The 26,280-nt window shown below is 38.9% G+C and carries 26 protein-coding genes and 2 pseudogenes; 16 read left to right on the top strand and 12 right to left on the bottom strand.

Annotated features, from left to right (window positions below; all coding sequences use genetic code 11):
- Positions 1–16: 16 nt before the first annotated feature.
- The 5 genes from ACG916_RS16050 to ACG916_RS16030 all read right to left on the bottom strand — a co-directional run bounded on the left by ACG916_RS16050 (position 17) and on the right by ACG916_RS16030 (position 4,377).
- Complete coding sequence (locus tag ACG916_RS16050; RefSeq protein ID WP_262087376.1) at positions 17–145, bottom strand: hypothetical protein; 129 nt, start codon at positions 143–145, stop codon at positions 17–19.
- A gap of 219 nt (positions 146–364) precedes the next feature.
- Positions 365–1,081: a ribonuclease PH gene (rph, locus tag ACG916_RS16045; RefSeq protein WP_004723527.1), complete on the bottom strand. Its 717-nt coding sequence runs from the start codon at positions 1,079–1,081 to the stop codon at positions 365–367.
- Positions 1,082–1,338: 257 nt separating this feature from the next.
- Positions 1,339–1,866, bottom strand: coding sequence for a hypothetical protein (locus ACG916_RS16040; protein ID WP_419330577.1), 528 nt, complete (start codon positions 1,864–1,866; stop codon positions 1,339–1,341).
- A gap of 235 nt (positions 1,867–2,101) precedes the next feature.
- Positions 2,102–3,241 (bottom strand): fatty acid desaturase family protein, encoded by a 1,140-nt coding sequence (locus tag ACG916_RS16035; RefSeq protein ID WP_419286699.1) that lies wholly within the window; start codon positions 3,239–3,241, stop codon positions 2,102–2,104.
- Positions 3,242–3,360: 119 nt separating this feature from the next.
- On the bottom strand, positions 3,361–4,377 hold the full coding sequence (locus ACG916_RS16030) for a ferredoxin reductase (RefSeq protein WP_419330525.1): 1,017 nt from the start codon (positions 4,375–4,377) through the stop codon (positions 3,361–3,363).
- A gap of 174 nt (positions 4,378–4,551) precedes the next feature.
- On the opposite strand from ACG916_RS16030, the gene ACG916_RS16025 reads away from it, so the two are divergent.
- Positions 4,552–5,196, top strand: a complete 645-nt coding sequence (locus tag ACG916_RS16025; protein WP_056518244.1) for a TetR family transcriptional regulator — start codon at positions 4,552–4,554, stop codon at positions 5,194–5,196.
- Between the two features lie 80 nt (positions 5,197–5,276).
- Here ACG916_RS16025 and ACG916_RS16020 read toward each other — a convergent pair whose 3' ends face one another.
- Positions 5,277–5,894: a thiol:disulfide interchange protein DsbA/DsbL gene (locus ACG916_RS16020; protein WP_419330523.1), complete on the bottom strand. Its 618-nt coding sequence runs from the start codon at positions 5,892–5,894 to the stop codon at positions 5,277–5,279.
- A gap of 229 nt (positions 5,895–6,123) precedes the next feature.
- Between ACG916_RS16020 and ubiG the strand changes: the two genes are divergently transcribed.
- From ubiG to ACG916_RS15950, 14 genes are all read left to right on the top strand, one after another.
- On the top strand, positions 6,124–6,837 hold the full coding sequence (gene ubiG / locus ACG916_RS16015) for a bifunctional 2-polyprenyl-6-hydroxyphenol methylase/3-demethylubiquinol 3-O-methyltransferase UbiG (protein ID WP_004723533.1): 714 nt from the start codon (positions 6,124–6,126) through the stop codon (positions 6,835–6,837).
- Complete coding sequence (locus ACG916_RS16010; RefSeq protein ID WP_170266086.1) at positions 6,834–7,508, top strand: HAD family hydrolase; 675 nt, start codon at positions 6,834–6,836, stop codon at positions 7,506–7,508. The genes ubiG and ACG916_RS16010 overlap by 4 nt, the downstream gene beginning before the upstream one ends.
- 261 nt (positions 7,509–7,769) lie before the next feature.
- On the top strand, positions 7,770–8,516 hold the full coding sequence (locus tag ACG916_RS16005) for a YciK family oxidoreductase (RefSeq protein WP_004723535.1): 747 nt from the start codon (positions 7,770–7,772) through the stop codon (positions 8,514–8,516).
- A gap of 227 nt (positions 8,517–8,743) precedes the next feature.
- Entirely contained in the window at positions 8,744–8,899 is a 156-nt protein-coding gene (locus tag ACG916_RS16000; protein WP_171500336.1) for a hypothetical protein, read from the top strand.
- A 281-nt stretch (positions 8,900–9,180) separates the two neighbouring features.
- Positions 9,181–9,582 carry an RcnB family protein gene (locus tag ACG916_RS15995; protein ID WP_004723537.1) on the top strand — a complete coding sequence of 134 codons (402 nt, stop codon included), beginning with the start codon at positions 9,181–9,183 and terminating at the stop codon, positions 9,580–9,582.
- A gap of 207 nt (positions 9,583–9,789) precedes the next feature.
- The gene (locus tag ACG916_RS15990) at positions 9,790–10,086 is read left to right on the top strand and encodes an RcnB family protein (RefSeq protein WP_419330520.1); all 297 of its coding nucleotides are present in this window, start codon (positions 9,790–9,792) and stop codon (positions 10,084–10,086) included.
- 192 nt (positions 10,087–10,278) lie between these two features.
- Positions 10,279–10,641: an RcnB family protein gene (locus ACG916_RS15985; RefSeq protein WP_419303384.1), complete on the top strand. Its 363-nt coding sequence runs from the start codon at positions 10,279–10,281 to the stop codon at positions 10,639–10,641.
- A gap of 420 nt (positions 10,642–11,061) precedes the next feature.
- Positions 11,062–12,417, top strand: coding sequence for an amino-acid N-acetyltransferase (argA, locus tag ACG916_RS15980; protein WP_151956703.1), 1,356 nt, complete (start codon positions 11,062–11,064; stop codon positions 12,415–12,417).
- Positions 12,418–12,752: 335 nt separating this feature from the next.
- On the top strand, positions 12,753–13,712 hold the full coding sequence (locus tag ACG916_RS15975) for a sulfonate ABC transporter substrate-binding protein (RefSeq protein WP_419330518.1): 960 nt from the start codon (positions 12,753–12,755) through the stop codon (positions 13,710–13,712).
- Positions 13,713–13,806: 94 nt separating this feature from the next.
- Complete coding sequence (locus tag ACG916_RS15970; RefSeq protein WP_085942780.1) at positions 13,807–14,739, top strand: sulfonate ABC transporter substrate-binding protein; 933 nt, start codon at positions 13,807–13,809, stop codon at positions 14,737–14,739.
- A 21-nt stretch (positions 14,740–14,760) separates the two neighbouring features.
- Positions 14,761–15,930 (top strand): FMNH2-dependent alkanesulfonate monooxygenase, encoded by a 1,170-nt coding sequence (gene ssuD, locus ACG916_RS15965; RefSeq protein ID WP_004823601.1) that lies wholly within the window; start codon positions 14,761–14,763, stop codon positions 15,928–15,930.
- The gene (ssuC, locus tag ACG916_RS15960; protein WP_004723544.1) at positions 15,927–16,748 is read left to right on the top strand and encodes an aliphatic sulfonate ABC transporter permease SsuC; all 822 of its coding nucleotides are present in this window, start codon (positions 15,927–15,929) and stop codon (positions 16,746–16,748) included. Before ssuD ends, ssuC begins: the two co-directional genes overlap by 4 nt.
- A 9-nt stretch (positions 16,749–16,757) precedes the next feature.
- Positions 16,758–17,555 (top strand): ATP-binding cassette domain-containing protein, encoded by a 798-nt coding sequence (locus ACG916_RS15955; RefSeq protein ID WP_105714168.1) that lies wholly within the window; start codon positions 16,758–16,760, stop codon positions 17,553–17,555.
- A 523-nt stretch (positions 17,556–18,078) separates the two neighbouring features.
- Positions 18,079–18,693 carry a TetR/AcrR family transcriptional regulator gene (locus ACG916_RS15950; RefSeq protein ID WP_016539535.1) on the top strand — a complete coding sequence of 205 codons (615 nt, stop codon included), beginning with the start codon at positions 18,079–18,081 and terminating at the stop codon, positions 18,691–18,693.
- Between the two features lie 103 nt (positions 18,694–18,796).
- Here the strand turns inward: ACG916_RS15950 and ACG916_RS15945 are convergent, their stop codons facing one another.
- A complete protein-coding gene (locus ACG916_RS15945; protein ID WP_419330516.1) occupies positions 18,797–19,363 on the bottom strand; it encodes a 5'-methylthioadenosine/S-adenosylhomocysteine nucleosidase family protein in 567 nt (188 codons plus the stop codon).
- A gap of 158 nt (positions 19,364–19,521) precedes the next feature.
- On the opposite strand from ACG916_RS15945, the gene ACG916_RS15940 reads away from it, so the two are divergent.
- Positions 19,522–20,064, top strand: coding sequence for an NADPH-dependent FMN reductase (locus ACG916_RS15940; RefSeq protein WP_419330514.1), 543 nt, complete (start codon positions 19,522–19,524; stop codon positions 20,062–20,064).
- Between the two features lie 226 nt (positions 20,065–20,290).
- On the opposite strand, the gene ACG916_RS15935 is transcribed toward ACG916_RS15940, so the two are convergent.
- From ACG916_RS15935 to tssM, 5 genes and pseudogenes are all read right to left on the bottom strand, one after another.
- Positions 20,291–20,557, bottom strand: coding sequence for a PAAR domain-containing protein (locus ACG916_RS15935; protein WP_004723549.1), 267 nt, complete (start codon positions 20,555–20,557; stop codon positions 20,291–20,293).
- Between the two features lie 38 nt (positions 20,558–20,595).
- Entirely contained in the window at positions 20,596–21,246 is a 651-nt protein-coding gene (locus ACG916_RS15930) for an OmpA family protein (protein WP_434279581.1), read from the bottom strand.
- Between the two features lie 118 nt (positions 21,247–21,364).
- Positions 21,365–21,856: pseudogene (locus ACG916_RS15925) on the bottom strand (type VI secretion system-associated protein TagF); the annotation flags it as partial.
- A 71-nt stretch (positions 21,857–21,927) separates the two neighbouring features.
- Positions 21,928–22,324, bottom strand: a pseudogene (gene tagF, locus ACG916_RS15920) (type VI secretion system-associated protein TagF); the annotation flags it as partial.
- 34 nt (positions 22,325–22,358) lie between these two features.
- Positions 22,359–26,261, bottom strand: coding sequence for a type VI secretion system membrane subunit TssM (tssM, locus tag ACG916_RS15915; RefSeq protein WP_419330575.1), 3,903 nt, complete (start codon positions 26,259–26,261; stop codon positions 22,359–22,361).
- Between the last annotated feature and the right edge of the window lie 19 nt (positions 26,262–26,280).

Raw genomic sequence — 26,280 nt, 5'->3', positions numbered from 1 at the left:
ATTTCCTTATTTTTTATTATGGTGCGCAATGTACTTTACAAGCAGCGGGTGGCTGTGGATTCGTCGTTGAGCTTTCATTATCATCATTACAAGCACTGAGTAAGACACTCAGACTGGTCACTAAAATCAGCAAAAAATTTCGCATTGTCCTATCCATGAAATAAAGGTAGGGATAGTCAATACAACTGCTATGACGCTAGAGTGAAGTTTTTATGGCAGTTTGATGAATATTTTTTAAAAAATGATGAATATCAAATATTTGTTTTAATTTAAAAATAAGCAACTTAGGTTAAAACAATTTTATGCAATAAAAAACGCATCCGAAGATGCGTTTTGTTTATAAAAATATATCAATATTTTAGAATTACCAACCAAGCGCTTCTTGTTGTTTTTTTACCAATTCCTGAATACCTTTTTCAGCCATTTCAAGCATTGCATTGGACTGAGCGCGTGTAAATGGTTTTTCTTCTGCAGTCCCTTGAATTTCAATAAACTCACCTGCTTGAGTCATCACCACATTCAAGTCTGTTTGACAGTTAGAATCTTCTTCATAGCAAAGATCAAGCAATACTTCATCTTGATACATGCCGACAGAAATCGCAGCAACAAGCCCTTTTAATGGATCATGCTTAATTTTCTTTTTCTCAAGAAGTACATTCATAGCATCAATTAATGCAACCGCAGCACCCGTAATTGCAGCAGTACGTGTACCACCATCTGCCTGAATCACATCGCAGTCGATGGTAATGGTGTTTTCACCCAATTTTTTCAAATCCACCATTGCACGTAAGCTACGACCAATCAAACGTTGAATTTCTTGAGTACGACCAGATTGCTTACCGCGAGCAGCTTCACGGTCGCTACGTGTATGGGTAGAACGTGGCAACATACCGTATTCCGCAGTCACCCAACCTTGGCCCTGACCCTTTAAGAAACGTGGCACTGAATTGTCAATACTCGCAGTACACAGCACTTTTGTATGACCAAATTCAACCAATACTGAACCTTCCGCATAACGGGTGTAGTTACGGGTAATTTTAACTTCACGTAATTGATCTAATGCACGTTGGTCGATACGCATAGCTTGTCCTTATGGGATTCAAAAAATATTGCGACTTATTATAACAGATCCAAGAGAGATGGTTTTGTTACAAGATGGTGGTTTTTGAAATTGCTCGCTAAATCTATATGTGGTGACTTAAATAAACGTCTATACAAAAAGATAGATATACAAACCACGTTTTAAAATTTTCGAAATTTAGCCAAAAATTTAAATGATGCTTATCAGCGTAAGCGACAACAACTTGTTGATACTTAAAGGCTGTATAAATGCATATATTAAAGACTATCTTGATTCCAAGTTTTATCTAAGTCTTTTAGGTGATTATACACTTGTTCAAACTCAGTAAAACTGAATGTCAGAGTGGGGACGGAACAAGGGTTTTCCCAAATAACAGATGTTATAACATCATGTATATATCCCCATGCTAGTCCAAACCGAATCCACTTGACTTCAGTTTGAGTAACGACTTGCTCTACCATGATGACACTACATCCAAGATCTAAATCATCGGGACAAACTAAAAGAGGAACAACCGTTGAGACAGCACCATATTCAGAAAATTCAGGTTTAAGAAGCTTCCAAGCATTACTTAAGGCTTTATTATCTTCATAATCATATAGCCATCCTTGTGCTGGGACTAAATTATCTGCACGTTCAATGATATTAGTATTTCCGTGTATCCATATATTTAGCGGAATATTGTCAATTGCAAGAATAGGAAATGATTTTGAGTGACCATTTGCATCATGAACGCATCCGCTAATCGGATGTTCGCTTAAAGGGATGGCTGAAATGAAGTACATATATTGATTAAGTACTTTCAAAAGATTCTAAAATCAACATAGCACAGCTTATACAAAAAATTAAAAATCACTGAATTTAAACATCACTTTAAAAGCAATAGAAGAACCTTATCTAACTCAATAAGGTTCTTCTAACAACAATTGATGATCTATTTTAAACAGCTATTGCACAAGTTGAATGAAGCAAAATAAGTACCTCAGCAACACCAATGCTTACACATCGCAAAAACTTTGTTTAAGCAAAAATACCCTTCAACTTTTGTAAAGACTGAGTAATGGTGGTTGTTAAACTATTTGGCAAAGAGCATTTGGCTAAACGTACCCATACACTGCCAAACTGTTTCAGGAAATCTGCTTCATTATAGTTGATGCCATATTCTGCACACAAAGCTCTAATTTTTGGGGCAGCTTCTGAATAACGATTGGCAGGCATATCAGGGAACAAATGATGTTCAATCTGATGACTTAAATTCCCACTCAAAATATGCAACCAGTCTGTTCCAGTAAAATTACTAGAACCACGAATCTGACGTAAATACCATTCAGCACGGGTTTCATTTTCCACATTATCTGCTTCAAAAGTCTCTGCATCTTCAGTGAAATGACCATTAAAGATTACCGCTGAAGACCACAAACTGCGGATCACATTGGCAATGGCATTCCCAGCTAACACTGGCAAAGCATTGGGGCCTGCAATCACAGGAAAAAACACATAATCTTTTAGAATTTGACGGCGGGCTTTTTTACGAAATTTTGCCGCATCTGCCCAGACCTGTTTCCAAGTTTTTGTTTTATAGATCAGCGCATCTTCCAAATGTAGATTTTGTAAGCCAACATACCATTCAAAAAATACCATCAATTGAATCGCTAAAGGGATATTAAACAAAAAGCGCGGTTCCCATTTTTGTGATTCACTAACACGGAGTAAACCATAACCCACATCATGATCTTTACCCACAATATTAGTATAGGTGTGATGCACATAATTATGTGTGTATTTCCAATCATCACCTGTTGCCATGGTATCCCAGTCGTAGTTTGCACCATTCAAACTCGGGTCATTTAACCAATCGAATTGACCATGCATAACATTATGACCCAACTCCATATTTTCTACGATTTTGGAAATTCCCAGCAATCCCGTACCCACCACCCAAACAGGTGGAATCCATCCGCCAAACATCAACATACCACGTGAAGCAATTTCACTATAACGGACAAAATTTCGGATTTTATAAATATACTTGGCATCTTGTTCACCTAAACTGTCCATGATTTCACGACGGATTTCATCAACACGGCGACCAAACTCTGCGGTTTGTTCTGGATTTAAATGTTTCGATTTACTGTTTGGAAAAGTAACTGACATATTCATTGTCTTGCTCCTCAGTACTTCATTTTTAGAAGCCTTAGCTGAATTTTGGGTACAACTTCCTACGCCTAGGTTCAACAGACCGTGAAGTTGTTTAAATTTATTTAAATGATTGCTTTAATTTAAAGATTAATGACCACAGGGCTTATCGCTTGGCTGATACACAATTTGATCTGTGTATTTGAAGCATGGTCAATTTCACCTGTCAGCATATTTTTGGTCGAACCACTCACTTTGGTACAGGTATTACAAACCCCCATACGACAACCATGGGTTGGTTTTAACCCTGCTTGTTCAGCACTTTCAAGTAGATTTGATTTCGCAGCAAACTCTTGTTGTGAGCGTAAAAAAACAATCGGTTGTGCTTCTAAACTTTCATCTACCGCAATCTGGAAATATTCTTGTTTCAAACGATCTGTGATATTCAAATCTTGAAAAATTTGATTGATGCTTTGCATCATTGCACTTGCACCACACGCATAGCTTTGACGCTGCTTGAAATCAGGAACCAAACTTTCCAATAACTCGATGGTTAAATGCTGCTTTTGCTGAGCTGTGTGAATATAGTGATAATTCAACAACGCATGTTGCTGATAAAGCTGTTCTAGATCTGTATGAAAAGCCTCATCACGACTAAAATAAATTAAATCAATTGGACGATTTGAATCTTTAAGTGCTTCAAGCAACAAAGAATGGATTGCGGTAATTCCACTGCCTGACGCAATCAATAACAATGGCGATGCATCTTGAGCTAAAACAAAATCACCTTGAGCTTGTGACAACTCAACAATGCTACCAAAAGCCATTTGGCTCAGTGCATTGGAGACTTTACCTTGCTGTTTTACAGCAATGATCATATCGCCATTATTCAAAAATTTAACCACAGAGTAACTGCGTTGTTGACGTACACCCGCAATTTCAACAGTTACAAGAACAGATTGTCCCGCTTTAAACTGCTGATGCTTAAAATTACGATTTGGACGTAATTGAATTTGATAAAAATCAGGGCTTAATGCACGAGTTTTAATAATCGTGGCTTTTACCTTTTTCCAAGCCCAAACAGGATTGATTTTTTCAGCGATAAAATCGACAAAATCCTCACGAACCCATTCTGGCTGATACTGCATATAGCTACTCATGTGACGTTCCTCTTTGTGCTTGCTATTTATTGAGTGAACAAACGTTCTTTTAGTGAACATATGTACACTATAATCATTTTTTAAATTCAGTCAACACCTGTACACTGACATTCGTCGTTTAATTTGTTTTTATTTTTGATAGACTCATCACAACAAAAATCTTTGGATACCAGAATGTCGATACGCGATGAACGAAAACAGCAAAGCCGTCAGGCTTTACTTGATGCTGCTTTAACCTTAAGCACATCGGGTCGTTCATTTTCGAGTATCAGTTTGCGAGAAGTTGCCCGTGAAGTTGGTTTGGTTCCGACAGCGTTTTATCGCCATTTCCAAGATATGGATGAGTTGGGCAAAGAGCTGGTGGATCAAGTTGCGCTTTATTTAAAGAATGTCCTACATCAATTAGGCAAAGGCCTAGCGCATCCTGAAGCGAAAACCAAAACCAGCATGGCACTGTTTTTTGAGGCTGTAGACAGCAGTTCGCAACAATGGATTTTTATGATCGCGGAACGTTGGGGTGGTTCAGAAGTTGTGCGTAAAGCCATCGCCCGTGAAATTGACTTCCTAAACGATGACCTTGCCAATGCGTTAAAGAAGTTTGAAGTTATCGCAAATTTTCATGATGAAAATGATTTAAAAGTGATCACCAATATTTTGATTAATTTATCTTTTACTTGGGCAATGTCATGGATTAACTTATCTCGCCAATACTCAGGCATCGAACTTGAGTTACAAAAAATGGTGCTTAAAAAACAATCGGTGACGCAAATCCGCTTAATTTTTAAAGGCATCGAAAATTGGGACCGAGATAGAGCTTAATTTATTTCCCAAACTCGTCTGTATATCACCAGCAATAAAAAAACCCGCAATTCAATTGCGGGTTTTAAAAACAGCAAAGCTTATTTGGCTTTACGTTCTTTATTGATCAGATAGTCAACAACTTGCGTCACTTTACCATCTTCACCTTGAACCACATATTTACCATTTACCACAACAGCAGGCACCCCTGAAAGCTGGTACTGTTGTGCCAATTGGTTTGATTCAGCAATTTTTGCAGTGATCGCAAAAGAACTATACATACTGTTAAATTTCGCCTCAGGCACACCGTACTGAGTAAAGAATTTAGCAAAAGCATCTTTTTGTAGAACTTGCTGATTACCTGCATGATTGGTATGGAATAAAGGCAAATGCGTACGTTTACGTACACCCAATGCTTCACTCACATAATATGCACGAGCACCTTGTTCCCATAATGGATTCATTGCTGCAGGTGTACGGATAAAGTTAACATCTTTAGGGATCTTCTTTAACCACGCTTGCATATGCGGTTCTAATGTAAAGCAGTGAGGGCATCCATACCAAAAAAACTCACGTACTTCAATTTTACCCGGAACTGAAACTTTTCCTGGGTTTTGCACCACGGTATAATCTTTACCTGCAACAAAATCAGCAGCCATGGCATTTACAGAAAATGCCATCACTATGGCAGTCATGCCACCTAAAATAAATTTTTTCATTGACTTTATTGTCCTCGTAGTCATCTCGTATAGCTTATGCATTCACTATAAAACAAATATGGGAAAATCGTTTTCCTTCTGTGAAGTTTTTTACACGATTCATCGCTTTTTCTGGATTTATGGTTACACTAGGGTCTGTTGATATTTCATAAATAGACGAAGTGTTAACAAACACTAGCATAACTGAACTTAATTTTTGATTAAAACAATTTACTTAGAGGTGTCCGGCATGTCGCAACTTAATGTTGATCCACAGGAAATTGCTAAATTTGAAGCACTTGCTGCTTTATGGTGGGATCAACACTCTGAGTTCAGACCTTTACATCAAATCAATCCACTGCGTTTAAACTGGGTTGATGAACATGCCAATGGTCTTACAGGCAAAAAGATTCTTGATGTGGGCTGTGGCGGCGGGATTTTGGCTGAAAGTATGGCGCGTCGTGGTGCCGATGTTTTAGGTATCGATATGGGGGCAGCGCCATTGAATGTGGCTCGCTTACACGCTGAACAGGAAAATGTTCAAAATATTGAATATCGCCAGGTTCCTGTGGAACAACTCGCAGAAGAACAAGCAGGACAATACGATATTGTTACATGTATGGAAATGCTAGAACATGTTCCTGACCCAGCATCCATCATCCAAGCGTGTCAAAAGTTAGTTAAACCAAATGGTCATGTGTTTTTCTCAACAATTAACCGTAATCCTAAATCTTATTTATTCGCAATTATTGGTGCGGAATATGTATTACGTTTATTGAAAAAAGGCACCCATGATTATCATAAATTTATTAAACCGTCTGAACTTGCAGATGACATTCGTAACTCAGGTTTAAAACTTAAAGATATGACTGGCTTACACTACAACCCACTCACAAAGCATTACTGGCTTGCGCCCAATGTTGATGTGAATTACATGGTTTATACTGTGAATGAAGGTGTTTGATGCAAGCTGTTCTTTTTGATTTAGACGGAACACTGATTGATACGGCTGCGGATTTTATCCGTATTATTCAAAATATGTGTCGAGAAGAAGGACGTGCAGTGGTTGATGCGGATTTGATCCGTACTCAGGTTTCTGAGGGCGCACGTGCAATGGTAAAACTGGTTTATCCTGAACTCGAAGTGGATGATCCAGTCTTTTTAGTGCATCGCCAACGCTTTTTAGATCAGTATGGTGATGACATTGCTGTAGACACAGACCTGTTTGCTGGTATGTATCCACTTTTGGCAGAGTTAGAAAGCCAACAGATCCCTTGGGGTATTGTGACCAATAAACCACGTTGGTTAAGTGAATCATTATTGAACGCATTGAACCTCACACAACGTTGTGCTGTTCTGGTCTGTCCTGAAGATGTCGCTCAGACCAAACCAGATCCTGAGCCAATGTATCTGGCGGCAAAGCAAATTGAGATTGCACCTGAACAATGTATTTATGTGGGTGATCATCCGCGCGATATTGATGCAGGACGTAATGCGCAAATGTATACAATCCTCGCAGCATATGGTTATTTACCATTACAGTACAAAGATGATTTAAATGCTTGGCAAGCCGACTGTATCGTAGAGAATGTCGATGAATTACATCAAGTTATTCGAAAACTTGTGAATAGTTAAAGTTCAAGAAAATCATTCAATTTACCCAACAACATGATAAATAACACTGAAACATCTTGAATATGATGTTTCAATGTTTTTATATAGAAGATAGCTCTGTTGGCACTTCGGCTCGCTTTACGAGAAGCAGTTCTTTTCCAACAGTGCAAAGTAAGACATATAAAATTTAATCATTCTAAATGATGAGAAACATTGTTTGATTGGGTAACGACATTGCGTCCAAAGCCTAAATGACATCATAACAACTATAGGAGGTCTCCAATGAAGTATTCAGAATATCAACCTCGCCCAGATTTATTGAAGGATAAAATTATCCTTATTACGGGTGCGGGAGACGGTATTGGACGTGCAGCTGCGCTCAGCTACGCCTTACACGGCGCAACAGTCGTGTTACATGGTCGCACGCTCAATAAACTTGAAGTCATTTATGATGAAATTGAATCACTTGGTGCCCCGCAACCTGCCATTCTTCCTTTGCAGCTTTCTACTGCCTCTTCACGTGACTATGAACTGCTTGTCGATACTCTAGAGCAACAATTTGGCCGCTTAGATGGTATTTTGCATAATGCCGGAATCTTAGGAGAGCGTGTTGAGTTGGCACATTATCCAGAAGAGGTTTGGGATGATGTGATGGCGGTGAATTTACGTGCACCCTTTGTGCTCACCCAAGAATTACTGCCTTTACTGGAAAAATCAGAAAATGCATCAGTCGTTTTCGCCAGCTCTGGTGTAGGACGTGAAGCACGTGCGCAATGGGGCGCTTACTCGGTTTCAAAGATTGCGATTGAAGCGGTCAGTAAAATATTTGCTAAAGAAAATACTTATCCAAATATTCGATATAATTGTATCAACCCAGGTGGGACCCGTACCGCTATGCGTGCCAAAGCTTATCCTGATGAAGATCCAAAGGTTTTACCATCACCTGAAGCCATCATGCCTGCTTATCTCTACCTCATGGGAGATGATAGCCTTGCGTTGAATGGTGAGAGTATCGACGCACAAGATTAGGGTCTGTTGACATCTCTCTTTCTCCACGCTTTTCGAAGTGTGGAGAAAATCATAAGGGATTCTGTCATTTAAAATATTGGTCATAGAGTCAAAATAAAAATTTAATAAAAGCCCATATCAAAATCGTTTTACCCAATAAAAATTATAATTTTATTCAGTTTCTTAAATAACAACGCTTACTCTATAGTGGTACTCAAGTTAAGCAGATCAATTTGAGGCGTTTTTTTATGAAAGATTTAAAACATAAAGTAGAGATGATTCGTTCTATCGAACAATTACAGCTTCCAAATCAGTTTATTCAGGCCTTAGATGATGCCCATCAAGCCAAAGATATGATTAAAGCAATCAATTGTTTAAAGGAGATGAATCAGCAGTGGTATTAACCATTCAGGCTCAATTTATAACGGGGTCATCTCTCTAAGGCTACATACAAGTTTATTTTCATAAATATTTACATTTTTTTGCCACCTATTCCGCTTAAAAAAATTTGCTGCGATGCATTACAGCTCAAAGCTTTGCAATAACTCTTTTCACTTTTACAGAAATATGTTTTTATTATGTCTGTCATTTTAAATGAAAAACTGAACTTTCTTCACAGTTTCTCTGCAATTTAGCAGTACAGTAGTGAGGTCAAAATAAACATATTGAATAAGCGAGGACGATTATGAAAAAGATTTTAGCGATCATCGCCATCTCTTTATCAACGCTGTTGACGGCTCAGATCAGCAGTGCAGGTCCTCATTTTGACAATGACAATGGTTTTGATCGTGGCAAAAGCGAACGTGGAGATCGTGGACGCAATCATCGTGATCGTGGTAATGATGACGACAACATTCAAGAACAGCGTCGTGAACGTGAAGAACGTGGTGTAAAACGTTTGCAACAGCACAAATGGCAAATGGGTTATGTAATGCCACAACATTATCGTGGTAATAGTTACAAAGTTGATTATAAAGATGAAAATCTTCCAAAGCCTTCACGTAATCAACAATGGTATAAGATCAACAATGACTATATCTTGGTCGACTCAGACAATAATAATATTGTGAATATCCGAGGGATGTAGTTTTTAAATATTTTGGTTTCATAGGCTCAAACACCTTTTTGTTTGAGCTTTTTTTTGTCTAAATTTCATCATTTACAATCTGTTTTTAAAAAACTCTAGAAACCTCCATAAAATTGACAATTGAATGATATTTCTCCATTTTTCATCTTAACTTAAATTGTAATTTGAATGATCGGATAAAGCATCCGTCTGAAAAGGTCGATTCAAATGAGAAAAGTTCTAAGCGCAATCACACTATCACTCAGTGCCTTAGTTGCTACTTCAGCAATGGCTGACTGGGATCATGGTCAAAATCATCGCCCTGTTGCATCACATGAAAAATTTGAATGGCGAGAAGGTGTAATTTTACCTGATCGTTATCATGACAATCGCTATTATGTGAATGATTATCGTGCATACAAAAACCTGCATCAACCGGCTAAATTTGAACGCTGGTATAAAGTAGATGGTCATTATGTACTGGTTAATGAACGCAACCACCATATTATCCGTGTGATTCGATAATATCCAAACTACGATATTTACAGCCCAAATTCTTTTTGGGCTTTTTTATTTATGAAAAGAAAAACCTCAATGGGTCTCTTCATCAAGTCTTCATACATTTCACAATTCACCTAAATCTTGCTCACCGTTTATCTCAAATTATTGAGTAATTTAATTACATCAAAGGACAAAAGTTCAATTCAGGTGAATCAAATGAAAAATATCTTAACGACACTGGCTTTATCGATGAGTGCGCTGATTGCAACGTCTGCGATGGCTGCACCGCATGATTATCATCGAAATGATCACAATCGCTATCAACAAAGCCATTGGGATCATAAATATGACAATCGTTGGAATAACAACAACCATTATGACAACCGAGTAAATTCGAGTCAGCGCTGGCGCTCAGGGCAATACTTCCCGACTCAATTCAATTCTTCGCGTTATCATGTCAATTATAAAAACTACCGCCAGTTACCTAAACCTGGAAGATATCAGCAATGGTATAAAGTAAATGGTGATTATGTGCTGGTAAATGAGCGAAATAATCGTATTATTCGTGTGATTGGTTAATGTCGATATTTTAACTTTTAAACCCAACTCAGCTTGGGTTTTTTCATATTTTGAGAATATGATTAAAATCTAATTGATTGGGCAAATAAATAAACTACATACTTTCATTTATATCTCCATAGTTTCTCTATATTTTACGATTAGATTTAATCTGAACTGGTTAATTATTGAGTTAGTCAGGAAAGACAAATATCCTCATTAAATTGTTCAAAATGAAAAGATTAACTTATGTAATTTCAATGAACAGTAATCCTTAAAATATTTGGTTTTTAACTCAATAATCCAATGTGAATCGCAACACGCATATGACCCTTTTGCACTCGTCCTCCCACGTTCGAGTGCTTTTTTTATTTTGACTATTATTCTTGCACTATTTTTGTTTAGAATCGCTGTATCGCAATCATCAATACTGAGATAGGCATGCAAACCGACAGTTTAGAAACAATACAAAGCACAACGCAAGAATACGTGCATTGGTTTCGTCACTCTGCACCCTATATCAATGCCCATCGTGGTAAAACTTTTGTATTGATGTTTGGTGGTGAAGCCGTTGAACATGACAATTTTCAGCATATTATCCATGATATTGCGCTACTGCATTCATTGGGCATACGACTCATTTTAGTCCACGGCGCTCGCCCGCAAATTACGGCCAACTTGCTTCACAATAAAATTCAAAGCCCGATCCATATCAACCGTCGTGTCACCACACGTGAATCACTGCCTTGTGTTATGAGTGCCGTTGGTTCGATTCGTCTACAAATCGAAGCTTTATTGTCTATGGGACTAGCCAATTCACCTATGTTTGGCGCACGCATTGATGTGGTCTCAGGTAATTTTGTCACAGCAAAGCCGTATGGCATTCGTGATGGTGTCGATTTCCAACTCACTGGCGAAGTTCGCACGATTGATACTGAAGCCATTCAACGCCATTTAGGCAATCAAAATATTGTGTTACTTGGCCCTACAGGGTATTCCACCACAGGTGAAGTATTTAACTTGCTTGCAGAAGAAGTTGCGACAAAAACGGCCATTCATATCAAAGCCGATAAATTGATTTTTTTAGGCAATCAACAGGGCTTAATGGATGAATATGGGCAATTGAGACGTGAAATTACCCCGCAGCAACTCGATAAGCATATTGAAAAATACCAAGATTCAAATTTTGAAATCGCTTTGCATTTGCACAATGCAAAAGAAGCCTCACTAAAAGGCGTAAATCGCGTTCATCTGCTTTCCTATAGCGATGATGGTGCATTGATCAAAGAGCTCTTCACTCGTGATGGACATGGCACCATGATCACCGATGCCCATTATGAAGAAGTTCGTATGGCAAATATTGGTGATGTTGGCGGTTTGATTAATCTATTACGCCCTTTGGAAGATGAAGGTATTTTAGTCTATCGCTCACGCGAACGTTTAGAAAATGAAATCGAAAAGTTTGCCGTCATTGAACGAGATGGAACAATTCTCGCCTGTGCTGCGCTCTACCCGATTCCATCAACAGACAATGAAGTGCAATCGGCCGAAATTGCTTGTGTAGCCGTACACCCAAGCTATCGCAAATCTAATCGTGGTAGCCAAATTTTGCATTTCCTAGAAGAAAATGCACGTCAATTGGGTATTCAACAACTGTTTGTATTAACCACGCGAACCGCACACTGGTTCTTAGAGCATGGATTTAAACTGGCAAATGTTGATGATTTACCCGAAGCCCGACAAGCGCTGTATAACTATCAACGTAATTCGATGGTCTTTAAAAAATCAATTGCTTAAAATTGATGAATTTTTTTATTCTCTATCAATTATCACATTTGCTGCTAAGCTTATCGCTATAGATTCCATCAAGCAGAATATTTTCTTATTCTTGAGGGTGGAATCTATATATGGTGATTGAATAATACAAATAACATCATAATTTTCAAATTCTTATAACATTATATTTTTATAGAATATCCACTTTATATTTCTCATTTACAGCTAAGCTTAGCAGTTAATTATTTATCTGTTTTTTTCATTAGCAATCACTAAAAACTTATTTTTTTGAAAATACAAAGCCTTTTAAGCTGATGCTCATGCCTTTTTCTGACTTTATAGGAGCATCGTGACTCATGGCGAGCTTATTTCAACCTTCGTGGAAAAAAATCACCCTTATTAGTGCTAGCCTTGCCACCATCATGATGCTTACTGGATGCTCAAAACCACAAGAAACCACAACCTTAAATATCGGTTTTCAAAAATATGGGGTCTTGCCCATTATCAAAGCACGTGGCGACTTAGATAAAGCCCTAAAGGAAAAAGGGGTAAATGTGAAATGGGTTGAATTCCCTGCTGGTCCTCAACTCCTAGAAGGTTTAAATGTCGGTAGTGTGGCCTTTGGTGAATCTGGGGAAGCACCGCCTATTTTCGCCCAAGCTGCAAACTCAAATCTGGTCTATGTTGCCAATCAACCTGCTGCACCTTTGGCTGAAGCCTTAATTGTGCCGAAAGATTCAGCCATTCAATCAGTCCAAGATTTAAAAGGTAAGCGTGTAGTTTTGAATAAAGGTTCAAATGTACATTATCTTTTACTCAAAGTTTTAGAAGCAAATCATTTAAAACTTGATGATATTCAAGTGGTCTACCTACCACCAGCTGATGCACGTGCTGCCTTTGAAAAAGGTGCTGTAGATGCTTGGCTCATTTGGGATCCGTTCTTTGCTGCTGCTGAAAAACAACTCAATGCCAAAGTCATTGCGACAGGTCAAAACTTGGTCAATAACCACCAATTCTATTTGGCTGATCGTAAGTTTGCTGAACAACATCCCGATGTTTTAAAAATTGTGGTCAATGAACTGAATACGACAACGCAGTGGGTGTCTCAACATCAAACCGATGCGGCAAAACTCTTAGAAAAACCGACAGGCTTACCGCTTGATATTTTGAATACCTCAATTTCTCGTATGGGTTTTGGTGTGACTCCAATTTCTAACGATGTGGTAAAGAAACAGCAAGCTGTCGCAGATGCTTTTTATCAACAAAAACTCATTCCGAATAAAATCAACATTCAAGCAGCTGTTTTAGCGAATTAATTTCGCCAACAGCTCCGTTAAAGAGGACATCAATATGACCCAGCAAATCGGACAACAAAACACAGCCTCATGGTTCAATGCAACGACTCATGCCATGACCACGATGTTGATCTGTAGCGCAATGCTGGGTTCAGCCTCTGTGTGGGCAATCGATCCAACGGTAAAAGAATTACGTATTGGCTTTCAAAAAAGTTCTATTAATTTTGCAATCGCCAAACAACAAAAATTGTATGAGAAAGAATTTCCAAATGCCAAAATCACTTGGAATGAATTCCCTGCGGGTCCTCAAATTTTAGAAGCCCTTGCTGTAGGTTCTCTGGATGTTGGTGTCACTGGCGATACCCCACCAGTATATGCCCAAGCCGCGAATAAACCGCTGTACTACATTGCCTATGAAGCAGCCAAGCCGTTGGCTTCGGCAATTTTAGTGCCTAAAGATTCAAAAATCACCAAACTGAATGAGTTGAAAGGTAAACGTATTGCGTTACAGAAAGGCTCAAGTGCGCATTATTTATTGGTACAAGCTGTCCGTAAAGCTGGTTTGCAATGGTCAGACATTCAACCGATTTGGTTAACCCCTGCTGATGCCCGTGCTGCATTTCAAAAAGGTGCTGTCGACGCTTGGGCGATTTGGGACCCATTCTTTGCTTCTGCTCAAGTTGAAGATCAGGCGCGTATCCTCGCCTCAGGGCAGGGTTTAAGTCCAAATTATACCTTCTATTTGGCATCGCCAGATTTTGTAAAGAAATATCCTCAAGCAGTTAAAGGCATTATCCAGCAAATTAATACTGCTGATAAATGGGTACAAGCCAATCGTGTCGCAACAGCGCAAGCCATCGGGCAAAGCACTGGTTTAAAACCGAAAGTTAGTCAAACTTTTATTGAGCGACGCCCAAGACCTTCGGGTGCAGCACCGCTTTCAGCAAAAGTAATTGCAGATCAGCAACAGCTGGCCAATCGTTTTAGCGAACTCAAAATTATTCCAAACAGCATTGATATCAAACAAGCGGTTTGGACTGCGAAATAATATTTTCTAAGGATGAATGTAATGAAAATCTTCTGGTTTATTCCTACTCACGGTGACAGTCGTTATTTAGGTACAAGCAAAGGCGCTCGCCAAGTTGACCATGCTTATATGAAACAAATTGCTGTAGCTGTGGATAATTTGGGCTATGAAGGTGTACTCATTCCCACGGGACGTTCATGTGAAGATCCATGGATTACTGCTGCGAGCCTGATTGATGCGACTAAAAATTTAAAATTCTTGGTTGCGTTACGTCCAGGTGTAACAACGCCTGCACTCGCGGCACGTATGGCTGCAACTTTTGATCGTCTATCAAATGGACGGGTTTTACTCAACCTCGTTACAGGCGGCGATGAGCAAGAACTGAAAGGTGATGGCGTATACGAAGACCACGCTTCACGTTATAAAACAGCAGCTGAATACACCACGATTTGGCGTGAAATTTTAAAACGTTCACATACAGGTGAATCATTTACCTTCCATGGCGAACGTTTAAGTGTAGATGAGGCCAAGTTGCTTTATCCACCAATTCAAGCACCTTACCCACCACTCTGGTTTGGGGGCTCTTCTGAAGATGCGATTGAATTGGCTGCTGAGCAAGTTGATACCTATTTGACTTGGGGCGAACCACCTGCTGCAGTCAAAGAAAAAATTGCAGTAGTGAAAGCGAAAGCCGATGCCAAAGGTCGTCAACTTAATTATGGTATTCGTTTACATGTCATTGTTCGTGAGACCAATGAACAAGCATGGCAAGCTGCCAATGAACTGATCCAATATGTAGATGATGCGACGATCGCCGCTGCACAGAAAAAATTTAAACAAATGGATTCCGTCGGTCAGCGCCGTATGGCTGAACTACATAATGGTGATCGTAGTAAGCTTGAAGTATCGCCAAACCTTTGGGCAGGAGTTGGACTCGTTCGTGGCGGTGCAGGTACGGCTTTGGTCGGTGATCCTCAGACTGTTGCAGATCGTATCCAAGAATATGCAGATTTAGGCATCAATACCTTTATTTTCTCAGGCTACCCACATTTGGAAGAATCTATTCGCTTTGCTGAACTAGTATTCCCATTACTGCCATTGGAAACACGCAAGAAACTCACGCAACCTAATTTGACTGGACCATTTGGCGAAATCGTTGCCAATAATTACACCCCTGAAGAGAATAAAAAACCATTACAGGAGCCTGCATGAATGCCTTAATTAACAATGCTGCTCCAGCCAAAAGTACTGCCGTTTCACGTGGAACGAAACAAATTGGGCAGCGTTTGCTGCCTTGGATTGTGCCGATTTTACTGATTGTCATTTGGCAAATTGCGTCTAAAACAGGATTGCTTGAAAGCCGTGTTTTACCTGCACCGACAGCGGTAGTCTCTGCGTTTTGGACACTTTTAGTCAGCGGTGAGCTTTGGCAGCACGTCAAAGTCAGTGCTGGTCGCGCGCTACTTGGCCTCTTAGTTGGTGGTGGGCTCGGTCTATTTTTGGGACTGCTTAATGGTTCATCAAAAGTTGCATCCAACTTATTGGATACCACCTTGCAAATGATCCGAAATATTCCAGCTTTGGCGCTGATTCCATTGGTTATTTTATGGTTTGGAATTGATGAGTCTGCAAAACTCTTTTTAGTGGCTGTCGGTGTGTTTTTCCCGATCTACATCAATACCTATCATGGGATTCGTTCAGTTGATCCTCAATTGATTGAAATGGGAAAAAGCTATGGGTTAAGCAGATGGCAATTGTATAAAGACATTATTTTACCGGGCGCAATGCCTTCAATTTTAGTGGGTTTACGCTTTTCACTGGGGTTGGTTTGGGTACTGCTGATTGTGGCAGAAACAATTTCCGCACAATCTGGAATTGGTTATATGACCATGAATGCGCGTGAATTTTTACAAACAGATATCGTGCTAGTAGGTATCTTGCTGTATGCCCTTTTAGGCAAACTTGCCGATGTATTTGCACAATTTTTAGAAAAATACCTATTGCGTTGGCACGCAGGTTATCAAAAATAGGAGTCTGATATGACCGATTTAAGCATTAGCCAATATGCCAATGACTTGGTGGCACCAACTGAGATTGTTGAAGAACAACAAGCAAAAATTGGTGCAGAAATTTCGATCGAACAACTGCATAAATATTATGGCGAAGTTAAAGTTCTTGAGGACTTAGATTTAAACATTGAAGCAGGTGAATTCGTTGCAATTGTGGGACGCAGCGGTTGTGGTAAAAGTACCCTACTGCGTTTAATTGCCGATTTAGAACAACCCAGTTATGGTGAAATCAAATTTAAATCTTTATTAAATTTCCGTGAAGGGATCATTGCAGATGATATTCGGGTGATGTTCCAAGATCCACGCTTATTGCCATGGAAAAGTATTCTAAAAAATGTGCAATTGGGTCTAGCCAAAAACCAATTTTCTAAAGCTGAGCAATTATTAGAAAAGGTCGGATTAAAGGAGAAATCTGGACTTTGGCCATCACAGCTTTCTGGTGGACAACGTCAACGAACGGCGCTTGCTCGTGCTTTGTCACATACACCACGAGTCTTATTACTGGATGAACCTTTAGGTGCTTTAGATGCATTGACGCGACTAGAAATGCAGAATTTAATTGAAAAGTTATGGTTAGAACAAGGCTTTACCACCATTCTAGTTACCCATGATGTTAGTGAAGCAGTTCAACTCGCAGATCGTATTATTCTTTTGGATAAAGGACATATTGCGCAACAGTTTCAAGTCGATTTACCACGTCCACGTCAAAAAGGTGTAGCATTTGCCGAACTTGAACAACAGGTACTCAGTGCTGTGCTTGCGACATGAACAGCAACAAAATACCCTTTTGTTGGCAACGCAAGGTATTGTCGAGCAGAATATTTTTGTCTTTACATATTTACCTTGCGGAACCATGTTGCTGATCTTGAATAATTAAATCGAATATTTAGTCGTTTTGATCGGATAGAAAATGTTCGCTGTCACAAATATGTTTAAGTTTTCAACTGTTTCTATTGATTAAAAATGAGCTGGGTATTTTAAAGCTAGTCAGTTTTCTTAAATGAAAATTAAATCATGCTATTTAAGATTATCTAATTTTTAAATTAACTCAAAAATTAACCTTATACTAAAAAATGTCACAAAATTTAAATATTAAGTCATAACTGACAGAATTTTAAAATAAGATTTGCTCCAGTTTAGTGCAAAATTAGATAATAGAGATCTACGATCGACTTAATAATAAAACTTCATCATTATTTATCAGAAATATACCAAAATAATGCTGCTTTCTGTGCACAAATCAAACATTTTACCGTACAATTTAATAATCAGTTTTTCGATTAAAGATGCGATGGAACAAAAAAAGAGTGCTCAAAAACGCCAGCAGCTGCTCAATGCTGCACTTGACGTATTTTCTGTCTATGGTTTCAACGGCGCAAGTCTAGATGAAATCGCTCAATTAGCAGATATGCATAAATCCAATATTTTCTACTACTATGAAAATAAAGAAGCCTTATATGTTGAAGTGCTAACGACAGTTATGCAGAAATGGTTAGCACCGTTGCAGTCGCTTGAGTCAGAATTGGAACCGACAGAAGCTTTGTCACATTACATCATGACCAAAATTGAAATCTCTAGAACTCAGCCTAAAGCTTCAAAACTTTTCGCGTTAGAAGTGATTCAAGGCGCACCACATATTTTACCGATCCTCAAAGGCCCGCTTAAAAAGCTCTTTAAACGCAAAGCTAAAGTGATTTTAAACTGGCAGGCGCAAGGTAAAATATCAGATCAAATCGATGCTGAATTGCTGATTATTAATATTTGGGCATTGACTCAAAATTATGCAGACTTTAGTACTCAAATTGAAATGGTGACTGGTAAAACTTTGCGTAATAAAAGTATGTGTCAACGCGCAATTGAACATACAATCCATATGACTTTATATGGTGTGTTACCGCGCAATTAATCATCCAATATACTTATTGGTTATTTTGGCAAACGGCCATAGAGTTCTATGGTCGCCAAGACTCAATTTTAAACTTTATATAATACTCAAACAAACTAAGTCTTTAATAAATAGACTGATATAGTTTTAACAACTTTTGCGCACCCAATAATAAATTATCTTCCCAATCTAAATGTGCGGTGTCATTTGCACCATCTGTAATGTATTTAATCGAAACTAAACGCACATCTAATTTTTTACAGACTTTAGCCAGTGCATAGCCTTCCATATCGACCAAGTTACAGCTCACTTTGGGTTGTCCTGTTTCAAAACTATCCCCTGTACCACAAACACCCTGCACTAAATGTGGAAAATACGATTCTAAATGAATTTCGCGTGGAAAATGCTCATCCATTGGCGTAACGCCCACATCAAAACCAAGTGGGGAAACATCCATATCACGTTGCACAAAGGTTTTTACCTCAATCAACTCATGGGCATCAAAGAAAGAACTTCCTGCACTACCTAAATTCAGTATGGTTTTACAGCCGGTTTTTTGAATAACATCGAATGCCGTATAGGCTGCATTAATCTTGCCAATCCCGCTATAGTGGACAGTGATACCTGCTTGTTCAAATAACCCTTTAGATTCATTGGGTAAAGCCATAATCAGTGCAATGTCGTCTTTCATATCTATTCAAAATTAAAATTTTCCTTATTAGAATGGAAATTCAAATCCTGATCAATCTTATTGTTAACTCAAAATTTTAAAATCATATACAAATCACTACTGTACCTATGACCTTGATTGCGCATAATGTTTTAATAGAAAAATAGAGATGAAAATAAATGAATATCCAAATCATCGTGGGCAGTATTCGAGAAGGTCGTGTTGCCATTAAAGTCGCAGAATGGTTACTTAAAGAAATCCAAAAACTCGACTTCAGTACCCTCAATGTTGAAATTGTAGATTTAAAAGAATGGGATTTACCTTTCTTTGCCGGAAAAAACTCACCCGCCTCAGGAATCTATGATCAGCCTAAACAGCAAGAATGGGCGAAAAAAGTTGCTTCTGGAGATGCGTTTATTTTCATTACACCAGAATACAATCACGGCTATAGTCCTGTACTGAAAAATGCCATCGACTTCGTTTATAAAGAATGGCAGAACAAACCTTCGGCTTTTATCAGCTATGGCGGTACCAACGGTTCACGTTCAATTGATCAAATTAAACAAGTCTGTGCTTTTATTGGCATGATTGACTCTAATGCAGTCATTGAACTGCGAGATATTGGACAACGTGGTAAGAGTGAAACCTTTGAGGGAAATGAGTTTGATAATAAAGCAGTCAAATCTGTGGTAAACAAACTCATCCAATATGCCAATGTCTAAAATCACATTGTACGCTTTAGCTTACATCACTTGCATGCATTGACGGCTAGGGAAGTTGAAGCAAATCCCCTATTCTATAGTCATAGGGAACAGGAAGTTTCCCAGACATAAAACAATAATAATCAGTCTGTACATCAGGAAGTGAGGTAGAACAGGAGTTTACCTAGCGAACCAATACGAAAAAGCCCCGTCAGGATGATGGGGCTTTTTTTATAACTTGGACTTTTTAATTTTGCCCAACTGTTAATGACTGATCACCAATACATTTACATCCGCAAGATAAAGGTGAATTATGCTGAGCAGCGGGCTTTCCCATCACCAACATATGATTATCACCTGCAACAATGCTGGCGACACATTTATGCTTGGGACAAGTCGCCTTATCCCCTACACACGCAATCGCTTTACCATCAATCAGAAAAGAAGACTGAGCAGAAATAATTTTTCCACCACCTGTCGTGGGTGACCCTAATGTGATATATGGAAGTGCCATAGTGCCTACCTTTTATTGTTTTGTTATTGAATAAAAATTTATAAAACATCGAACTCAATACGGCGGTTCTTTTTACGCCCATCTTCAGTTGCATTATCAGCAACCGGTTTGGTTGAACCCAGACCAGCTGTGCTTAAACGAGTCGGTGCAATGCCTTTCGTAGTTAAGTATTGCTTCACCGCTTCAGCACGTTGCAAACTCAAATCCTGATTCTTCTGTGGATTACCTTGGCTGTCAGTATGCCCCACAATTTTAACATTTTTACCTTGGACTTTATTTAATGCAACCACCATCTCGTCTAAGATTTGTGTACCTGTTGGGGTAAGTACGGCTTTGCCAGATTCAAACTCAATAATTCGATTTTTTAATGCATTATCAATCACAGATTGCTCAGCAGCATTCACTGAAATTTGTGAATTAAATCGATAAGGTGGTTGAACTAAGGATTGGAATAAACTGGTGGTTGGCTGAATATCAGTTTGCACACCCATTTTCCCAACCAATTCAACTTGCGTGCCTCGTACAGAGAGCTTACCTTGGCTAATCTTCTTTAAATCTGGGGTAATCACACGAGTAACCGAATCACTCCAGCCATTCGGTGCGGATACGGCTCGAATTTGGATTTTATCAACAACTTGATCATCACCATAAACCGCTTTTAATTTCGCCAAGATTGCTTGTTTGGTCATGTCATTCGGCACAGCACCTTCAACCACAATCGGGGCAGCAAACACATTGAATGAACAAAATAAGCTAGAAATAAGCGCAAATTTTTTCAATATTTTGACTTGTTTATTTTTCATATCATTATTCATCTATAAATGTTTGTCTAAAAATTTTCATGCCTTGAACCAGACTCAATTGACGTTCACATAAAGACTGTTCTAGTGCTGCTAGACCTGCATTCTGTTCCAAATAGGCATCAATCCATAACGGTTTGACCAAAGATACCCAATGATCATTTTGCATATTTTGAGTGAAAATATTACTCAAAGCCGTGATATCTGCCCCTTGGAATCCAAATAATAAAATTGGAGACTCTTGGTGAAGAATACCAATCAAGATCTCTGTATTACTTTTTTCTAAAAAGCGTCCGATTAAGTTGACCCAAAAGGCAGCAATTTCATAGCAATAATTATGATTATTAATCGGTAAAATAAGCACCTTAGATAACTTACTGGTACCGTGTTTAAGCACCGGCTGTAGTAATAAGCCCAAACCCAACATACTTTGTGCCAATTCATAAGGCGTGATCTTCATCATTTGTGCAAATGAATGCATGGTATGATTTTCAAAAAAGTCCTGCGTTTTTAATTCAGGTAGAACCTGTATTTCACGATCAATTTCACCCAGCTTATTAATCAATACTTCAGGATCACGAATGGTTCGGATGCTTCGATTTTTTTGAAATAAATCAATCAATACTGGTTTATATTTAAACGGCGCATAGAGTAAGTTTTGAAAGGGGTGATCAACTTCTAATAACTGGCTTAAAACCATTGGAAATTGACGACCAGAACTGTCTTCACTGGTCACCATATTTGCCGCAAGAAACATTCTTTCCTTAGGGTTTGCGATAAAGAAGTCTAAAGGTGCTAATGATTCATAAGCTTGATTAAAATTTTCTTCTCGCATTGCAAGCTCTAAAGCTTCCGTAATCCATTGATCAATCACTTGAATCAATGAATATTGCCCTTTTGTTTTCAGAAAATCACCACGTGCGGGACATTTTCCATAATACAACGGTGTAGACTTTATCGTTTGCATACTTTAATCCCTCGCGTCAAATCGTTCCCTTGAATCATTGAGCCACTCCTTTTCCGGCAGCATTTGCCGCATTGCCAGCAGGTGCCGCAGTTGGGCTTGCTGGTGCGGTTGTCTGAGGCTTAGGTGCAGCTGCTGTCGGTGCAGTCGCACCGCCAAATGGTGAAGCTGCTGGTGAGTTTGCACTTACGGTAACAGGCGCTGCCTGTGCTGCAACAACCAATGGTGCTTTAGGACTTGTGACTCGATCAACCAGTTTTAATCCAACATAGCCACGATTAGAACCAATTGGATTTGAAGCATTACCACTAATTAAACGGAATTGAAGTTTCACAAACAAATCACTGTTTTGTTTGCTTGCCCATGTCATTTCAAAGCTTCCATTCAATGACTTACGTTGTGCGCTATCAATTAATTTATTGATCCCGTATTCACCCGGCTCATCAAATATAGTATGGGTTTGCCCATCTAAATCGATTGCAGTAATGCGTGCTCCCGGTATTGCACCAGGATTTGGCCACATGAAGTTAACCCATTGTTGGATGCCATTTTCATAAACCAAGCGCTGCCCATCAATATCAATGGTATAGGACAATAATTTATTGTTAGGGATTGGATAGAATTGGAAATTTGACTGATTGGCTGCAACTGGAGCACCACCTGCTGCTCCCGCAGAAGCACCATTAATTGGTGTGGTATATTGCTCAAAATTCATGACGAAATCAGGATTTAAACCAATACCCATGTTTTTCCATGTCTTCGATGACAACGTATAACCACGACGAATAACGAATGGATCAAGGGTTTCTTTTACAAATTTAGAAATGCTGCCGTTATCACCAAAAATTTGGCTAATTTCACTACTGGTCGCTTGAATGGTTCCAGAAGAGTTAAATGGAACTTTTTGCGAAAGTGTTTGGCTAAATGGTTGGAAAGCCTGCAAGGTCCAAAGTTTATTAATTTCGTCCTGTGCTGGGGTCAACAAACTGTCAAAAGATTGAGTTAATGGACTCACCAACAATTTTTGAACCATTTGCTGATCCAACTCACCCAAACCAACCGTCAATTTTTCATCGACGACTTTTTGAGTGGTGTTGAAAACTGAACTTTGATCATTAATGGTCAGTTTCGCTAAGGCCAAAGCACTTGGACCAAAGTCACCTGCACTGCGTAGATCATTCAGCTTACTTCTGACTTGCGCCATATTCTGTAAATAATCATCCAGCAGTGATTTGTTCTGTAAATCATCACGTTTACGGACCAATTGGTAGAATACTTGGAATTGTTGAGAAATCTGCCCTTGTGCTTGATTCGATGCACGTTGGATATCATCCGTTTTACCTTGACCTAAAACTTTACGCTTAAACCAAGCAATAAAGCCAGTTTGTGGTGCAGCCAGTTCAGCTTGAACGACTGGATTATCCCAACTGGTTTCTTTTGCAACACGGTCAATATAGGTACGGATTGGAGAGTTTTGTGGCTCACCCAACACATCCATGACCTTGGCTTGCTGAACAAAATCAGCACCTTTTGCATAATGGGTAGCATTAATAAACTTCTTCCATTCAGCAATATATTCTTGCTTATACAACTGGGTTAACTGTTTACGAATTTGGTCAGGACTACCACTAAAAGTTAAATCATCTGACTGGGTACTATTCAACACCCAATCTTTGGTATCTGTTGGCTTATTCGCAGCTTCTTCAATAGCTTTATCGACATATTCATCCCATGCTTTTTGGGTAAATATACCAGGCAATGCATAACCACCGAGCATGACATTACGATTGGTTTCACCGACAATTTGCGCCACCGTCACCGCAGGGAATCGAACAGCCGCGCGCATTTTAATTTCATTATAAACGCGATCACGTGCTGGCATTCCACGTACAACAGAGAGCAACACTTGACGGGTTTGATCGACCAATTGCGCATCAGACTCTAACACTGGAAACTTCTTATCATTGGCTAAAGTCATTGAATAGCTCAATATTTTTTCAGCTTTTTGAATCATTTCGCCACGTGGCATTTGTCCACGATTGGTGTCTAACCATGAACGCCAGAAACGAGTGACTTGGTCACTTAAATGACTCGCATCCATATATTGTGGATTGCTCATCATCAAATAGGCTTTTAACGCATTGTAGGCATCTTGTGGATTGGTATCAGAAGGTTCTGATGCAATCTGTGTCGAAGACGCTTGTTTAATTTCTACATTGACATGATTTTGCTTAAGCGTCTGCTCATTGCCTTTTACACGTTGTAAATATTGTGCAATGTTTTGCTGACTCGGCGCTAAAACAATCTGTTTCACACCTTTTAAATATTCAGCTTTTAATTTTTCTTTTAAGTCATTGCCTTGATATAGACCAAACGAAAACTTCAATGGGCGATGCTGATCAAAATCATCTAATTGCTCTAAACGTTGTTGCAAAATCAGTAAAGCATCGATTTGGGTCGAGAGCTCTTGACCCGAAGTTTGCTCCATTTGCACAACTTTATTTAAATCGGCCTGAACATCTGCAATCAATTGTTGGTTATTACGATAAGACCATACCCATAGTCCTAAAATGATGGATACACCCAATAATGATGCAATAAACGCCAAATAACGTTTACGCTTTGTGGTCGGGTTAATATGCTGTTTAACTAGGTTTTTATCTTTGAGAATGACTTCTGAGAATAGCCCTTTTAAGAAATAGCCATGATTCTGAGAAATTGAATTTTGTGGAATACCATGTTCGCTATTGGGGATTTTAGTCAGCTGAAAATCATCAACAATTTGTTCCGTCATCGGGCTTTCTATCACGCCCTCTTGTAAAGCACTGGTAAAGTAAAAGCCACGGAAGACTGGTTTAAACTGATACGGATTTTCTTCAAATAAAGTACCAATAAACGTTTTTAATACAGGTTTTAAAGTCTTAAATTCAAGAGGGAAAGTCATTACACTTGGCGAAATATTTTGCGCATGACGGCGACTTAAATGGGTGGTACTGACCCCTTTTAATCCATCATATAAAATATTGTAGTGCTTCTCAAAATGTTCTACAGCATTCTGTGATGATTCAGAGTCATAAGGTAAGGTCGCACCCCACACTTGATCAAACTCAGCGGATTCATAACATTCAAAAAATTCAGTGAATCCTGCAATCAAATCCATTTTAGAAAAGACCAAATAAACAGGTGCAAAAATTTCTAAACGTTCAGTTAAGTCTTGAATACGCGCTCTTAAACTTTTCGCCAATTTGATCGATTTTTCAGGGCTTTGACTGACCAACTCAGCCACACTGACAATCACAATTAAGCCATTGATCGGCGCTTTAGAACGGTTCTTTTTCAGAATATTTAAAAAGCCTAACCATTCTGAATGGTCTTCAGAATACACAGAGTATCGACCAGCTGTATCCAGCAATACCCCTTCTGTTGAGAAAAACCAATCGCAGTTTCGGGTACCACTGAGTCCTGAAGACACCACTTTTTGATGGGTCTCTTCAAAGGGAAATTTTAGTCCAGAATGGTAAATTGCCGAGCTTTTTCCCGCAGCAGGGTTACCAATCACCATATACCAAGGCAACTCATAGAGTGCTGCGTTACCACTTTTATCACCCAATTTAGACTTACGAATCAATTGGATCGAATCTTTCATCTGCTGATTGATCAGATTTAATTCTTCTTTATCTTTTTGTTTTCCATATTCAGCAGTGGTGTCTTGTTGAATCGCTTCAGCCAATGCTTCACCTTGTTCTGCATGTTTACGGCGCTGGATCAACCAGTAGATGCCGTAAATCACCAATCCAAGAATGTAAGCTGCAACCATCATAAAGAAGTACTGACGCGGCACTACACTATATGAAGAAACGAGCGCCACCAGAATCGAAAGTGCAATCACCAGTTTCGGATTTGTGATGTACTGCCATGCATAGCTTAAAATTGTTTGTATCATTTTCTCTATTTCTTTC

Source organism: Acinetobacter legionensis (assembly GCF_048552295.1).
In the GTDB taxonomy this organism is placed as follows: domain Bacteria; phylum Pseudomonadota; class Gammaproteobacteria; order Pseudomonadales; family Moraxellaceae; genus Acinetobacter.
The sequence above is the reverse complement of the archived record's forward strand: the minus strand, read 5'-3'. Positions and strand labels throughout refer to the sequence as shown.